This is a genomic window from Streptomyces sp. CAU 1734 (assembly GCF_039888735.1).
GTDB lineage: Bacteria > Actinomycetota > Actinomycetes > Streptomycetales > Streptomycetaceae > Streptomyces.
On record NZ_JBDQQP010000031.1, the window covers coordinates 12,245 to 27,570 of the forward strand.

Genomic DNA, 15,326 nt, shown 5'->3' on the forward strand with positions numbered 1-15,326 from the left:
GATTCCGAACCCCGTGATGATTGATGTGTCCGAGACGAATGTGACGACTGCATCGTGCGGTCCCTTCTTCCTTCCTTTCCGAGCCGGACGTCAGGCGACTGCCGTACCGGTCCGGTCCCGGAGATAGCCGATCAGATCGCCGACCGACGACAGCCGCGGCAGCAGATCCTGCACACTCATCGCCTCCAGGCCGGGCAGCCGCTCCTGAATCCGGTCCTTCAGCTCCATCACCATCACCGAGTCGAACCCCAGATCCTCATAGAGCAGCGACAGCGCCGAGACCTCGTCCGCGGCGTACCCGCCGACCTCGGCGACGGCCGAGATCACCGCACGCGCCACCGGATCACCCGCCGCGGTCTCCCGCGCCGACGGCAGCACCGCCGTCAGCGGCTCGCCCGCCGGCGGGGACACGGCACGCCGGCCCGCGTCCTCCTCGGTGGCGGCGGGGGAGGGCGCCGGAGCCACCCCCACCCGGTCCGCCCGGATCGGGCCGCGCGTCCAGAACCGGTGAGCGTCCGAGAAGGCATAGGGCACCAGCCGCTGCGGCAGCCGCTCCTCCTCCGCGTACACCGCGTCCCACCAGGGCTCCAGGCCGCTGCGGTACAGCTCGGCGACCGCCTCGGCCAGCTCCTGCCCGCCCGCCTCCTCACCCGGCACCAGGGCGACGGTGTGGCCGCCCGCCGCCGCCGACGAGCGCAGCGAGCGCGCCATCCCGGTCAGCACCGGCCGGGGCCCGACCTCCACCAGATGGGTGGGACCGGCCTCCAGCAGCTGTGCCGCGGCGTCCGCGAAGAGCACCGGCGCGCAGATGTGCTCCGTCCAGTACTTGGCGTCCATCGGCTCCGCCTCCAGCAGCCGGCCGCGCACCGTGGAGTACACCGGCAGCCTCGGCACCCCGCCGCCCGCCTCCTCGGCGACGGCGGCGAACTCGTCCAGCACCGGCTCCATCAGCGGCGAGTGGAAGGCATGGGACACCTCCAGCCGCTTCGTCCGCACCCCGCGCCCGGCGAGGATGGTGCCGATCCGCTCCAGCGCGGCCAGCTCACCCGAGAGCACGGTGGCCCGGGGGCCGTTCACCGCGCCCACACCGACCAGTGGTTCGGCGTCCACCAGCGACGCGAGCTCCGCCGGAGCCGCCCGTACCGCGAGCATTCCGCCGCCCGGCGGCAGCCGCTCCATCAGCGCGCCGCGCGCGGCCACCAGCCGGGCCGCCTGCTCCAGCGGGAACACCTCGGCCAGTACGGCCGCCGCGTACTCCCCGACACTGTGACCGAGCATCAGGGCCGGCCGCACCCCGAGCTCCGCCATGCTCGCCGCCAGGGCGTAGCCGACGGCGAAGAGCGCGGGCTGGGTCCAGCCGGTCCGGTGCACCGCGCTGTCGCCGGAGAGCAGCAGTTCGCGCACCGACCCGCCCACATGCGGGGCCAGCGCACCGTCCGCCTCGTCCAGGAACCGCCGGTAGAGCGGCGACTGGGCGTAGAGCCGGGCCGTCATCGCCGGATACTGCGAACCCTGCCCGGTGAACAACAGCGCCACCAGCGGCTTCCCCGAGGGATGCCCCGCCAGCCGGGCCAGCAGATCGTCATCGGCGGCGGCCTCGCGCAGTCCGGCCGCCAGTTCGCCGGTGTCGCGGGCCGGCAGCGCGAACCGGTAACGGTGCCCCGTCTTGACCCGGTTGCTGCTCCAGCAGAGCGGGCCGACCGGCACCCGGCGCCGGGTCACGGCCTCCGCCTGTGCCACCAGATTGCGGCGCAGCGCGTCCAGCGAGGGCGCGCTCACCGTGAACACCCCGCTGCCCAGGCCGGTCCGGCCGCCGGCCCCCCGGGTCCCGTCGCCGCCCGGAGCCACCGCCTCCGGACGCGCCGCGTACGGCGGCGCCGACTCCAGTACGGCATGGGCGTTGGTGCCGCCCATCCCGAAACTGCTCAGCCCGCCGATCGCCGGCCGTGACTGGAGCCGCAGCGGGGTCTTCAGCAGCCGCAGCCCGTGCCGGGCCAGCTTGAGCGCCGGATTCTCCCTGGTCGCGTAACGGCTGGCCGGCACCACCCGGTGGTGGAGCGAGAGGGCGACCTTGATCAGCCCGGCGATGCCCGCCGCGCCCTCGGTGTGCCCGATGCTGCCCTTCACCGAACCGAACGCCATCGGCCGCCCGCCGCGGCCCGCATGCAGATGCCCCAGCGCCTTGACCTCGATCATGTCGCCGAGGACGGTGCCGGTGCCGTGCGCCTCGGTGAAGGTCACCTCCGACGGCTCGACCCCGGCCCGCCGGTAGGCGGCGGCCAGCACATCCTGCTGGGACCAGCGGTTGGGCGCGGTGATGCCGTTGCTGCGCCCGTCCTGGTTGACCGCGGTGCCGCGGATCACCGCGTACACCGGCTGGCCGTCGGCGATCGCGTCCTCCAGCCGGCGCAGCACCACCGCGCCGACGCCCTCGCCCCGGCCGATCCCGTCGGCGTCGGCGCTGAAGGGCTTGCACCGGCCGTCCGGCGCGGAGAGCCCGGCCTGGGTGTAGAAGATGCCGAGCGCCGGGGTGAGGGCCACATTCACCCCGGCGGCTATCGCGGTGTCGCACTCGCCCGACAGGAGTGCGTTGCAGGCCAGATGGACCGCGACCAGCGAGGACGAGCAGGCGGTGTCCACCGCCAGACTCGGCCCCTTCAGATCGAGATGGTAGGAGACCCGGTTGGCCGTCATGCAGTAGCCGTTGCCGGACCCCACCTGGGCGGTCACCTTGGCGTAGTCGGTGAGATGGAGCTGCGCCCACTCGTTGCCCATGATGCCGACGAAGACCCCGGTGGCGGTGCCCGCCAGTTTCTGCGGTGCCACCCCCGAGTCCTCCACCGCCCGGTACGCGCACTGGAGCAGCAGCCGCTGCTGCGGGTCCATCGCCGCCGCCTCGCGCGGCGAGATGGTGAAGAACTCGTTGTCGAAGGCGTCCGGGTCGGTGATGAAACCGCCCTCGGTGGTGTTGGAGTGCCCCTCCGCCCCGGTGGGGGAGTGGAAGTCGCGGGCCGCCCAGCGCTGTCCGGGCACCCGGCCGACGCCCTCGCCGGAGCGCATCAGCATCTCCCAGTAGGCGCCCGCGTCCGGCGCGCCGGGAAATCTGCAGTCCAGCCCGACAATGGCGACCGGCCTCATCGGGCCTCACCCCCGATCGCCCGCAGCTCCTCGGCGAGGTGTCCGGCGAGCGCCTCGACGGTGGGGTAGTCCCACGCCACGGTGGGTTCGAGGACGAGATCGAAGTCCTCCTCGATGTCGCCGCACAGACTCAGCGCGGCGACCGAGTCCAGCCCGTACTCGGCCAGCGGGACGGAGGGTGAGATCTCGGACGGGGACCGCTGCAGATAGAGCGCGATCCGGTCGGCGAGCCAGCTGCTCAGCGACTCGACGCTGTGCTCGGTGTGCTCGGCCGCGGGAACAGACATGGGTACTCCTCGGTGAAGGTGCGAATGAGCCGGTCAGCCGGCCAGCGGAGTGTCGTGGAGGTCGTAACTGCGGCGTTCGTGGAAGCGCCGGAGCACTTCTTCCTGAACCCGGCCCTCACAGGCGGGCGGCAGATCGGCCGGGCGCTGCCCGAGCCGCCGGGCCAGCCGGTGCAGCGCGGCGGCCGCCCAGGCCGGATCGGCCAGGAAGGGATCGCCGCCGTCGCGCGCGGCCCGCCAGACGCCCAGTACCGACGCCGCGGCGAGGAACACCGCATAGCGGTCGGCGAGGGCGAAGCTCGCGGGACTGGCGAGGGCGGTGCGGTCCTGCGGGGAGAGACTGAGACTGTCCTCCTGGAGCTGCCGCAGCTGGTCCAGCATCCGCATCACCAGCGCCTGCACCGCCAGCTCCTCCGGGGAGCCGCTGGGCAGATCGTCGGCGGCGGCGACCAGCGAGGCACTGAGGCTGTCCCGGCCACTGGCCAGCGCGAGCTGTTCGAAAGGCACCCCGGGCAGCCCGTCCCGGGGCCGGAAGAGCGTACGCGGCGCCTCGTCCCCCGCGAACCAGGCGCGCCGGGCCAGCCGGGACAGCTGGGGAATGATGGTGGCCTGACAGGCCGCCGAGCCCGCGTGGCCGAGGCTGAGCACCGGCAGATCGCGGACGTGTTTCTGGAAGAGCCCGAACTCCCCCTCCCGTACATAGAACCGGGCCCCGAGCACGATCGACAGGTCGTACATCGTGTCCGTGAGCATCTTGGGCACCAGATACTTCACCGCCGCCGCGTAAACACTCGTTTCGTCGGGCAGCAGATGGACGGCCCGGGTGGCGACCGTCGCCATGCTGTCCCCGATCAGCAGATCGAGGAAGGCGCCGGTGAGCGTGGAGGCCGCATGCGGGATCTCCCACACCGAACGCCGGTACAGCTGTCGGCCGAGCGCGAACCGCACCACGGTGCGCAGACTGGTGTCGAGCGCGCCGATCGCCATGCCCGGGATCGCGCTCCGGGTGATCTGGAAGGAGCGCAGCGCCAGTTCGACCCCCTGGCCGGGCACCCCGACCAGAGCGGACTCCGGCACCGGGCAGTTGTCGAAGTCCAGCCCGGAGAGCCGGCAGCCGCGCACCCCGACGGCGGAGTACCGGGGCAGCACCGAGAAGCGCGCCGGGTCCAGCTGGTCCCGCTCCACGAAGAGCACCGAGTGACCCCGGCTCCCGGGCGTGTCGTTGGTCCGGCTGAAGATGGAGAAGGCCACCGCCCGGTCGGCGTTGTTGATGACCTCCTTCCGCCCGCGCAGCCGGAAGCCGCCCGCCACGGGATCGGCCCGGAACTCATTGCGCACGAAGTCATTGCCGTGCGGCAGTTCGTGGTACGCGACGGAGACCTTCTCCCCGGCCAGCAGCAGCTCGGCCAGGCGCCGCCGCTGCTCCTCGCTCCCGGCCGTCCACACATTGGCGGCGGCCATGAAGGAGGTGATGCCATAGCCCAGGCCGAGCGCCACATCGCGCCGGAAGACCTGGCGCATCACTCGCACCATGGTGTCGAGCCGGTCGAGCCGCCCACCGTACTCCACGGGTACGAAGTCGGCGTTGAGCACCACGTCGTCGAGGAGCTTCTCCCCGGCCGCGGGCAGCTCACCGGCCTCGTCGGCGGCGAGGATACCGGCGGCGGAGAGCGGATTCGCCGGATCGTCCGGATCCCCGAAACGGGCCTCGATATCGGCGATCCTGGCCCGCGCCGCGCTCTCCTGCGCCCGGTGGGCGATGGGCGGTGCGGTACGGATGGGGCCTTCGGGAGCTGCCTCGCCGCGCAGCCCCGAGACGGCGGGATCACTCAGCATGACGTCCCCTCGGAGTTCCGGACGCCGGTACGGGCGACCCGGTGTCGGTGTGTGCGTGCACGGCGCCGGCGTGCGGGCCGCCGCCGTTCCCCGCCGCGGCCGGTACGGGACCGGGCGGTACGGGTGGTGTGTCCGCGGGCCGGGGGCGGACGGGCAGTGGCCGCCCGGCGGCCGGCGGACCGCCCGCGAGCGGGGCGGCCGGCGGGACGCGCACCGCGGTTCCCGGGTGCAGCCGCAGCGGCAGCAGGGAGAACAGCTCGCCGTTCCGCCCCGCCGCCCGCAGCTGCTCCAGCAGCCCGGGATACGCCTCGGGCTCCCCGAGCGACGTCTCCCCCAGCCGTACCAGCAGCCGGTCCAGCACCGGCCACAGCCACACCCCGTCCCGCCACAGCCCGCCGGTGCGCCCGGCGCTCCCGGCGCGGTGGTTGTGCGCCCACAGCCCGAGCACGGCGGCGCCGGCCAGACAGAGGCTGTACCGCCGGGCCACCTCGAAGGCCCCGGGCGGCACATCGGAGACCACGGCGCGGTACTCCGCCATCGACTCGTGCACCCGCCCGGTCACCGCGAGCAGCCGCTCCGCGGGCACCAGCGCGCCCTTGAGCTCCGGCCGCCGGGCGGCCTCGGCCCGCAGCGCCGCCACCGAGTCCGGCAGCGTGGCCATGATCCCGCTGCCCCGCCGGGCCACCAGCGAGAGCCGCCCCGGGTCCAGCGGCGGCAGCGGCGCGGCGAGATCGAAGGCCGCCGCGGCGCCCGCCGTGTCACCGCTCAGCCGCTGCCAGCCCCTGGCCAGCGAACGGAACTGATTGACCAGGGAATTGAGATTCACCAGGGTGTTGCCGTCGAAGAGACCGACGATGCGATGGTCCCGGTCGACCTTCTGGAACATCCCCCGGGCATGCACGTCCTTGAGGAAGGCCCGCGCCCCCAGCAGCCTGGTCAGCTCGGCGATCACCCCCTCGGTCCCGGTCGGCACCAGATACTTGGTTGCCGCCGCGGTCACACTCAGCTCGTCGGTCGCGGTGTGCACGGACCGGGCGGCCACCGTCGCCAGCGCCTCCCCGATGAGCACATCCGCGGCGGCGGAGGCCAGGACGTGCCGGGCCTGGGGCAGCTCGGCCAGCCGCCGTCCGTACAGCTCGCGCCGCTCCGTGAAGTCCAGGGCGATCCGCAGCGCGTGATCGGCCGCGCCCAGCGACAGCGAGGCACACATGGTGCGGGTGAGCTGGAGCGCCTTGAGCACGGTCTCGACGCCGCCGCCCTCCCCGCCGACCGCCGCCCCGGCCGCGACCGGGGCGCCGTCGAAGGCGATACCGCTGATGTCGGCACCCCGGATCCCGTGGGTGCGGATCTTCTCCAGGCAGCGGTAGTCGCCGTCGGCGTCCATCCTCCGCTTGTCGACCAGGAGCACCGTGAAGCCGCGCGGTCCGCCGTCCTCCCCGGTCCGGGTCAGCACCGAGAGCAGGCTTCCCCGGGTGGCGTTGTTGATCAGCCACTTCTCACCGGTGAGCCGCCAGCCGCCGCTGCCGTCCGGCTCGCCGCGCACATCCCCGGCCAGCAGATCGCTGCCGTGCGCGCGCTCGGTCAGGGCCAGCGACACCGGAACCCCGGCCCGGATGTCCGCGGCCAGCTCCCTGGCCTGCTCCGGGCTCCCGGCGACCCAGACACAGACGCCGCCCAGATACGTCTTGCCGTGCCCGATGGCCACGGTCAGATCCCGGCGGGCGATCACCCGCATCACCTGCATGGTGGTCTCGTAGTCGGTCAGCCGGCCGCCGTGCTCGACGGGGACGTAGTACTCCTGGAGCCCCCACGCCTCCAGCGCGCGGCAGATCTCGGCCGGGAACTCCTCGTTCTCGTCCAGCTCCAGGCAGCGGGCGTGGGAGAAGACCCCGCCCGGGTCCTCGGGATCGCCCAGCAGCAGTTCCAGCTCCTGTGCGACACGGAAGGGAGGATGTTCCACGGGTCAGCCCACCGGAAGCAGAGCCGGATCGGCGGCCGGCGCGGCGCCGTGCCGGGACGCCGTGCCCGCCGCGCTCGCCTCCAGCTCCCCGATGAACGACCGCACCGAGGGGTCCACCACCGCATGCAGCGCGGTGACCGAGCCCTCCAGGAACAGGCTGCGCATCAGCGTCCGCTGGATCTTCCCGCTGGTGGTGCGCCGGATCGTGCCCGGCCGTACCAGCAGCACCGTGCCGGCCGGCACCGAGAAGTCCTGGCCGATCAGCCGCTGGATCCCGGTCGCGAGGGTCCGCAGGTCCACCCCGGCGGCCCCGGCCCGCACCTCGTGGATCACCACCAGATGCTCCTGGCCGCCGGTCTCGACACCGAAGACCGCCCCGGCGCCGATCGCGGGACTCAGCGCCCGGATCGCGCTCTCCACGTCGTACGGGTAGATGTTGCGCCCGTTGATCAGCACCATCTCCTTGAGCCGGCCGGTCACGAACAGCTCGCCGCCGCTCAGCACCCCCATGTCACCGGTGCGCAGCCACGGCCCCAGCGCCTCCTGGGCCGCGATCCGGGCCCCGAACACCTCGGCGTTGACCTCCGGCCGCTCCCAGTAGCCGCAGGCGACACTGGCCCCGCGGATCCAGATCTCACCGACCTTGCCGTCGGGCTGCTCCACCCGGCTGTCCGGGTCGACCACCCGCAGCGTGAAGTCGTCCGGGTGGGCGACGCCGCTGCTCACCAGGGTCCGGGTCGGCGCGCCCAGATAGGGGCCCTCCACCGAGCCGTGCTCCAGACCGGCCGCGTCCACCTCGCGCAGCAGCGCACCGCGCTCCTTGGGGGTGCCGGTCACCAGCAGGGTGGTCTCGGCCATGCCGTAGCAGGGGAAGAAGGTGTCCGCCTTGAAGCCGTACGGCGCGAAGCGCTCGGTGAACGCCCGCAGGGTCTCGGCCCGGACCGGTTCGGCGCCGTTGCACGCCGTCCGCCACGACGACAGGTCGATGCCCTCCAGCTGCTTGTCCGTGATCCGGCGGACACAGAGGTCATAGGCGAAGTTGGGGCCGCCCGTGCCGTGGACGCCGTACTGACTGATCATCTCCAGCCAGCGGACCGGCCTGCGCAGGAAGGAGACCGGCGACATCAGCACACTGGAGGTCCCCAGCCAGAGCGGCTGGAGCACATGCCCGATCAGGCCCATGTCGTGGTAGAAGGGCAGCCAGCCGCCGATCACCATGTCCTTGGTGTTGCGGGCGGAGCGGGCGATGGCCGCCTCATTGGCGAGCAGATTGCCGTGCGAGACCATCACCCCCTTGGGCGCGTTGGTCGAGCCCGAGGTGTACTGGAGGAAGGCCAGATGCTCCGGGCCCAGACGCGGGTGCCGCCAGACGCCCACATCACCGACCGGCCCCTGGTCGGTCGGCAGGCAGACCACGTCCGAGAATCCCTCGGCCGCCAGCCACGCCTCCACCTCGGGGGCGTGCGCGCCGAGTGTGAGCACCGCGCCGACCCGGGCGTCCCGCACGATCCCGGAGACCCGCCGGAAGTGCTGGCCCTGTTCGGAGGGGAGCGGCGCGGGCACCGCGACGGCCCCCGCGTAGAGGCAGCCCACGAACGCCTTGATGAACTCCAGGCCCGAGGGGTAGAGCAGCAGGACCTGACGGCCCGCCATTCCCCGCTCCTGGAGCCATGACGCGATGTCCTTCGCGGACCGGTCCAGTTCGAAGTAGGGGAGGTGTTCGGGCTCCGTGCCCCGTACTCCCTCAGCGAGGAACACGAACGCGTCCGCGTCACCCCGTTCGTCCGACCGCGTCAGCACAAGCTCCGCGAATGAACCGAATTCCGCCACCGTCATCCCCTCGCTCTGAAGCGATGTGAATATCCATCGACCGACCTGACACGCCGATCGTCGGTCCATGCTCTAAAGCGGGTCTTGCGCATGACCCGAGCGGCGCGGGGGAGCGGACCGCGCGCCCATGGCGCCGGCGCGCGGTCCGCGTGACACCCGTGCCGGATCCGCGGCGGTGTGCACCGCGGATCCGGTGGAATGCCCTGTTCCCGGGTCCGGCCTCAGTGCGGCCCCGGGAACGGCCCCTCCAGCTGTGCCCACAGCTCCTGCTCGCCCGGCGACGGCGGCACCTCGGACACCAGCCGCTCCGGATGGGCCGGGGGAGGGCCGTCCAGGGGGAGTACGAGGGAGTCCGGCGGGGCTCCCCGGTCCGGCCACCAGACCGGGATGTCCGGCAGGGAACGCCCCCGCGCCCCGGGCGGCGGGCGGTCCTGGCCGAGTACTCCCTCCGGCCGGGCGCCGGGTTCGGGGCCGAGCCAGTTCTCCGACGCGGCCTTGAGGGAGTCGGCCGGAAGCACCCCGAACATGGCCGCCAGGGAGGCGAAACCGCGCAGCAGGAACCGTCCGAACCGCCGCGCCGTGCGCCGTGCGCCCCGGAACGCAGCCATGTCCCCGCCCCTCAGTCCGGCAGCCGGGAGAAGTCCGCCGCCAGCCGCACATGCTCCGGCACCGACGGCAGCCGGTCCTCCGCGAGCGAGTGGCGGAAGGTGACGGTGCCGTCGGCGCTCTCCCCGGTCTCCTCGAAGCCGGCGGACGGGTAGAGACCGCGCACCCGGTGGTTCTTGGCGGTCGGCCGGTAGCGGGCGTGCACCGCCGCGGCGCCGGCGGCGCGCGCATGCCGCAGCACGGCGGCCAGGCAGCTCTCCTCGATACCGCGGGCGAAGACCCGGCAGCTCAGCAGCACATTGTCGATGTGCCAGGCGCCGCCGGGACCGGTGTCGCTCACCAGCACGGCTCCGACCAGGCCGTTGTCCCCGAACCTGTCGGCCGATCTGATCGCCAGCACGAGCTGGTCGGCCGCGTCCCGGCGGGCCCGCACATCGGCCTGCTGAAGGCGCTCGGTGGTGAGGTTGAACTGGTTGGTCCGCAGGGTCACCTGCGAGACCCGGGCGATCTCGTGGTCCCGCACGGGCGAGAGGGAGACCCGGACGCCGAGCCCCGCGAGGTACTCCTCCATGGAGCCCGCGCTCTCCTGGAGATCCTGGCGCGCGGCGTCGGTGCGGTACTGCTCCGCACGGGCCCGGTCCTCCGGTGTCAGCTCGGGGACGTCGAACCAGCCGTCGGCGAGGAGGCGTTCGACGTGCAGCGCGGGCTCCTCGTCCAGCCGGATCACGGCGACGGAGGGCAGACTGCCGGCCACCAGACCGCACTCGAACGGCGAGTCGTCGGCGAAGACCAGACTGTCCACGCCCAGATTGAGCCGCCGGGCGATGTCCAGCAGATTGCCGTCCTTGGGCTCCCAGTTGGCGTTGACGCGGACGAAGTCGCTCTCGCGCAGCACCATGTCGGGGTGGTCCCGCAGCACCCCGAGGACCGGTTCGCGGTCGTTCTTGCTGCACACCGCGAGGAGTACGCCCTGGGCGCCGAGCTGCCCGACGGCCCGCTGGAACCGCCCGAACGCCTCGCCCCGGTAGGTGGTGGCGGCGGCGATGCCCTCGGGGCCGTCGTCGCCGAGGATGCCGTCCCACAGGGTGTTGTCCAGGTCGACGACGAGGACCTTCTTGGTGCGTCCGCGCAGTCCCCGGGCGAGGTGCCCGATCTCGCGCGCGTACCCGGCCAGGAGTTCGTCCCCGAGGAGCACCTTGGCGTAGGCGGCGAGCCTGGGTTCGTTGACCGGTCCCGAGGAGGCCACCAGGGGATCGAGGTCCACCACATGGACCCGGTCGTGCGCGGCGGCCAGCCGCAGCAGCCCGGCGTTGAACTCCCGCCAGACCACCCCGAGCCGGGCGCGCGACCGGGCGTCGATCAGCCGGCGGGTGTGGCCGCGCGGCAGGGGCAGCGTGTTGAGGACGAGAGTGCCGGCGCCGCCCGTCACATAGCGCTCGGCGAGCGAGCCGATCAGCGCGAGTTTGGCCGCGGCGACCCGCTCCACGTCCTCCACCAGCCAGGGGTGCGGGAGTTCGTCGAAGACCACCTGGGCGTCGAGGACACAGAGCGCCAGATCGGCACCGGCCGCGTACAGCTCGCTCCCGGTGTCCTGGAGATCGCGGAACCAGGAGCCGAAGTCGCCGGTGTGCAGTCTCAGCAGAAGTCCGTGGCGGGCGAGTTCGGCGGTGAGCGGGGCGGTGAGGCCGTTCAGGGTGGAGCTGCCGGTGACCGCCACCGTCACGGAACCGGTCCCGGCATGCTCGGCGAGCACATCGGCCGGGTCCAGCCGGGCGAGGAGCTGCCCGGCCCGTACGAGATCGGGCGCCGGCGGACCCGCCGGGTCCCCGGCCGACGCCAGCTCGGCCAGCAGCCCCGGAACCTCGGGATAGGCGTGGATGAGCAGCCCTTCGCGGTGGAGGGCGCGCAACCGGTCCAGTGGCCCGGTCAGCTCGCCCACGGTGGTGCTCGCAACCGTGGCCATGGTGTCTCCGTTCACCGACAATCACTTCACAGACGACGCAATCCGGATGGCCGCCCGGCCGCCGGCCGCCCGCGCGGAGTCCGGAATCAGGGGAGGACCCCGGCCCGCGCGGGCACCACGCCGCCGCCGGTGGACGACGGGCCCGAGCCTGGCGGTCCCGTCTTAAGAACCCCTTGAGCGTGCGCGCGCCGCCGAGACGTTCCGCCCGCCGCCCGACCCTCCTGCCCCGCACCGCCGCCCGCCGCACGGGCGGACCGGCGCCGCGGCACACCGGAGGAGACCGGTGGCGGGGGGTGCGCGTCGGTGCCGCGGCCCGGAGAGTGTCCGGCATCCGCGCGGAGCGGGATCCGGTCGCGAACTCCTGCGGCCGGAAGCGGGGTTTGAGGCAGTGGGCCGAGTTCGCCGTACCGCACTCATCGGCACGCATCCGCAGATATCATCCCGACCTCAGCCACCCTGGGGGACAGACATGAGCATCAGCGCGCCACAGCCGCCCGCCGAACCGCCCGCCGAACCGCCCACTGTGCCGGCCGAGGAGACGGGCGCCCCCGTCGAGCCTCCCCCGCTCCCCGCCGAGCCTCCTGCCGGGGCGGCGGGGAAGGGACCCAGCCCCCTGCTCGCGGCCCTCCTCGGGCTGGTCGCCGGAGCCGGACTCGTGGGAGGAGCCTGGGCGTACACCAACCGGGACACGGCTCCCGCCGAACCCGCCGTGTTCACCCTCATCGGCACGTTCACCCTCACCGAGGGGGCAATCCGAACAGACGACGACGGCTGCCGCGGAACCGGCGGCTATGACGACATCGCCGCAGGAACCTCTGTCACTGTCTACGACGCGGCGGGCGGAGTCGCCGCCACGGGAAGTCTCGGTGAATCCGAGTACTCGATCGGCGCCTGTGCCTTCATCGTCACGGTCAAGGACGTGCCCAAGGGTGAGAAGTACTACCAGGTCGAGGTATCGCACCGCGGCAAGGTTCAGTTGAGCGCGAAGGAGGCCGAAGCCGGCAAGCTGGCCGTCTCCCTCGGCTAGGCCGTAAGAGACGGCCCAGGACTTGTCCGGCCGGTCATGTGGCTGCTCCGTCCTGCGGCCGGCGAGGCTTGCAGCAACGATCCGATCCGCGCGTACCCGCGACGGCGGGGAAATCCGCCGGCCCGTCACCGGACCGGAGAGCCGGACTCGCCGACGTGTCGTCCGGCGCCACGAAGAACTTCACGGCAATGCTCACCCGGGCGTCGTGCCCGATGCCCGCGATCATGACCGGACGGACAGAGCACCGGACACGCCCCGGTGAGTGGCCGGGCGCGGTCCGCCCGGCCGCTGTGCCGGGTCCGGCGCGGCGGAGGACGCGGACCGCGGATCAGGGGCGGTTCAGGCCCCAGGTCTGGAGGGCGTAGGGCCGCCCCTTCTCCTCTCCCGTGATCAGCGGGACGTCGAGCAGGGTGAATCCCGCCTTCGTCGCCACGGCGACACTGGCGGTGTTCTCGGCCTCCAGCTCCAGGATCACGCTCTCCCGGTCCAAGGGCCCGAAGGCGTACCGGGCCATCACCCGCACCGCTCGTACGGCCAGGCCCCGGCCCCGGTGTGCCGGGCCGACCGCGTAGCCGAGTTCCGTGCCCTCGGGGGCGCGGCGCAGCATCACCTCGCCGAGCGGGGCGCCGCCGTCCGCGGTGATGGCGAGCAGGACGGCCGTGCCCTCCGCCCGGAGCTCCCGGCTGCGGTCCAGGCGGGCGCGGGCGGCGGCCTCGTCGAAGGGCGAGACGATCGGGGTCCAGTAGGCGATGTCGGGGTGGTCGAACAGCTCCGGCATCGCCGCCAGGTCGCCCTCCGTCCAGTCGCGCAGGACGAGACCCTCCCCTCTGAGCTCGGTTCCCCCGGGAAAGGGTGCTGCGGTGTTCGTCATGGTGGGACCTCCCTGGCCGGCCGGAACGAGGAAGGATATCCGGGGCCGCCGAGGTGATCGTCAGATTTTTCAGGGCGCTCCCGCGGAGTAGCCCCTGCGGGGATTCGACGGGATGGCGCCGGGGCCGGTGTCAGCACTCCCGGGGACGTCCGTCGACGAGGGTGGAGAGCAGCCCTCCGAAGACCTCGCGCTGCTCAGGGGTGAGGGGGGCCAGGATGTCCTCGGCGGCGGCCCGGCGGGCGGTGCGCATGGCGCGGAGTGTGGCGCGCCCGGTCTCGGTGAGCTCGATCCGGATGACCCGGCGGTTGGTCGGATCGGGGACCCGGCGGACCCGGTCACCGGCCTCCAGCCCGTCCACGAGGCTGGTCACGGCGCGCGGGACGACTTCGAGCCGGGCGGCGATGTCGGCCATGCGCGGGGCCTCCTCGTACAGCGCGAGGGTGCGCAGCAGCCGGGACTGGGCCGGGGTGATCGCGATGTCGGCGTACTCCAGCTGCCGCTTCTGGCTGCGGTACAGCCGGCGGCTCAGCCGCAGGAGCTGCTCGGCCAGCAGGCCGTCCGCGTCGGGTGTGCTCATACGGGAACAATATCAGGACGTCGTTCATTGTGAAGATAGGTAACAGTGAGCTAAGATCCTGAAAGCTTGACGGTGTGGAGACTCCGGACCCCCGGCGCCGGGGAGCGGCCGGAGCCCCGGCGCTCCCCGGCCCCGGGCGCTCCGCACCGTCCCACCACAGCGGAAGGAGCCCATGCACCCCACATCGACCCCGCGGACCCCGCGCGCCGCCGAGCAGCCCCGCGAGCCCGCACAGGTGCGGCGGATCCTCCGCCTCTTCCGCCCCTACCGGGCCCGGCTGGCCCTCGTCGGGGCCCTTGTCGGCGCGGCCTCGCTCGTCATGGTCGCCTCGCCCTTCCTGCTCCGGGAGATCCTCGACACCGCCATCCCCGAGGGGCGCACCGGTCTGCTCACCCTGCTCGTGCTCGGCATGATCGCCTCCGCGGTGCTGACGAGCGTCTTCGGTGTGCTCCAGACACTGATATCCACCACGGTCGGCCAGCGGGTGATGCACGATCTGCGGACGGCGGTCTACGACCGGCTCCAGCGCATGCCGCTCGCCTTCTTCACCAGGACCAAGACGGGGGAGGTCCAGTCCCGCATCGCCAATGACATCGGCGGCATGCAGGCGACCGTCACCTCCACCGCCACCTCCCTGGTCTCCAATCTGACCGCCGTGACCGCCACCGTCGTGGCCATGCTCGCGCTCGACTGGCGGCTCACCGTTGTCTCGCTCCTGCTGCTGCCGGTGTTCGTCGCGATCAGCCGCCGGGTGGGCCGCGAGCGCAAGCGGATCACCACCCGGCGCCAGCAGCAGCTCGCCGCGATGGCGGCGACCGTCACCGAATCGCTCTCGGTCAGCGGCATCCTGCTCGGCCGCACCATGGGCCGCTCCGACTCGCTCACCGCCGCGTTCGCGAAGGAGTCGGAGAAGCTCGTCGATCTCGAAGTGCGTTCGAGCCTGGCCGGCCGCTGGCGGATGTCCGTCATCGGCATCGTGATGGCCGCGATGCCCGCCGTCATCTACTGGACCGCCGGCATGACCTTCCGGAGCGGCGGGCCGGCGATCTCCCTCGGCACCCTGGTCGCCTTCGTCTCGCTCCAGCAGGGCCTCTTCCGCCCGACCGTCAGTCTACTGAACGTTGAGAAAACACGTACAGCGCTTCCTGGCATCTTTCACACTCCAAAGCGCCCCGTTGTCGAGGCTTCCACTCCTCGACAACGGGGCGTGTCACCTGCCCGATCAAGGCTTCCA

11 protein-coding genes are annotated in these 15,326 nt (G+C 72.7%); 2 read left to right on the top strand and 9 right to left on the bottom strand.

Going from position 1 to position 15,326, the window contains the following annotated elements; translation table 11 throughout:
* Window positions 1–90: 90 nt before the first annotated feature.
* The 7 genes from AAFN69_RS34630 to AAFN69_RS34660 all read right to left on the bottom strand — a co-directional run bounded on the left by AAFN69_RS34630 (window position 91) and on the right by AAFN69_RS34660 (window position 11,617).
* A complete protein-coding gene (locus AAFN69_RS34630; protein WP_347732922.1) occupies window positions 91–3,138 on the bottom strand; it encodes a beta-ketoacyl synthase N-terminal-like domain-containing protein in 3,048 nt (1,015 codons plus the stop codon).
* Window positions 3,135–3,425 carry an acyl carrier protein gene (locus tag AAFN69_RS34635; protein WP_347732923.1) on the bottom strand — a complete coding sequence of 97 codons (291 nt, stop codon included), beginning with the start codon at window positions 3,423–3,425 and terminating at the stop codon, window positions 3,135–3,137. Before AAFN69_RS34635 ends, AAFN69_RS34630 begins: the two co-directional genes overlap by 4 nt.
* Before the next feature lie 33 nt (window positions 3,426–3,458).
* Window positions 3,459–5,258 carry an acyl-CoA dehydrogenase family protein gene (locus tag AAFN69_RS34640; RefSeq protein ID WP_347732924.1) on the bottom strand — a complete coding sequence of 600 codons (1,800 nt, stop codon included), beginning with the start codon at window positions 5,256–5,258 and terminating at the stop codon, window positions 3,459–3,461.
* Window positions 5,248–7,218, bottom strand: a complete 1,971-nt coding sequence (locus tag AAFN69_RS34645) for an acyl-CoA dehydrogenase family protein (protein ID WP_347732925.1) — start codon at window positions 7,216–7,218, stop codon at window positions 5,248–5,250. Before AAFN69_RS34645 ends, AAFN69_RS34640 begins: the two co-directional genes overlap by 11 nt.
* A gap of 3 nt (window positions 7,219–7,221) precedes the next feature.
* On the bottom strand, window positions 7,222–9,054 hold the full coding sequence (locus tag AAFN69_RS34650; RefSeq protein ID WP_347732926.1) for a fatty acyl-AMP ligase: 1,833 nt from the start codon (window positions 9,052–9,054) through the stop codon (window positions 7,222–7,224).
* A gap of 215 nt (window positions 9,055–9,269) precedes the next feature.
* Complete coding sequence (locus AAFN69_RS34655) at window positions 9,270–9,656, bottom strand: DUF6059 family protein (protein WP_347732927.1); 387 nt, start codon at window positions 9,654–9,656, stop codon at window positions 9,270–9,272.
* A gap of 11 nt (window positions 9,657–9,667) precedes the next feature.
* Window positions 9,668–11,617, bottom strand: coding sequence for an HAD-IIIC family phosphatase (locus AAFN69_RS34660; protein ID WP_347732928.1), 1,950 nt, complete (start codon window positions 11,615–11,617; stop codon window positions 9,668–9,670).
* A gap of 469 nt (window positions 11,618–12,086) precedes the next feature.
* Between AAFN69_RS34660 and AAFN69_RS34665 the strand changes: the two genes are divergently transcribed.
* On the top strand, window positions 12,087–12,644 hold the full coding sequence (locus AAFN69_RS34665) for a hypothetical protein (protein ID WP_347732929.1): 558 nt from the start codon (window positions 12,087–12,089) through the stop codon (window positions 12,642–12,644).
* A 328-nt stretch (window positions 12,645–12,972) separates the two neighbouring features.
* On the opposite strand, the gene AAFN69_RS34670 is transcribed toward AAFN69_RS34665, so the two are convergent.
* Window positions 12,973–13,515 (bottom strand): GNAT family N-acetyltransferase, encoded by a 543-nt coding sequence (locus tag AAFN69_RS34670; protein WP_347732930.1) that lies wholly within the window; start codon window positions 13,513–13,515, stop codon window positions 12,973–12,975.
* A gap of 130 nt (window positions 13,516–13,645) precedes the next feature.
* Window positions 13,646–14,092 carry a MarR family transcriptional regulator gene (locus AAFN69_RS34675; protein ID WP_347732931.1) on the bottom strand — a complete coding sequence of 149 codons (447 nt, stop codon included), beginning with the start codon at window positions 14,090–14,092 and terminating at the stop codon, window positions 13,646–13,648.
* Between the two features lie 172 nt (window positions 14,093–14,264).
* Here AAFN69_RS34675 and AAFN69_RS34680 point away from each other — a divergent pair.
* Window positions 14,265–15,326 (top strand): ABC transporter ATP-binding protein (locus AAFN69_RS34680; protein WP_347732932.1); only part of this gene is annotated, 1,062 nt, incomplete at its 3' end.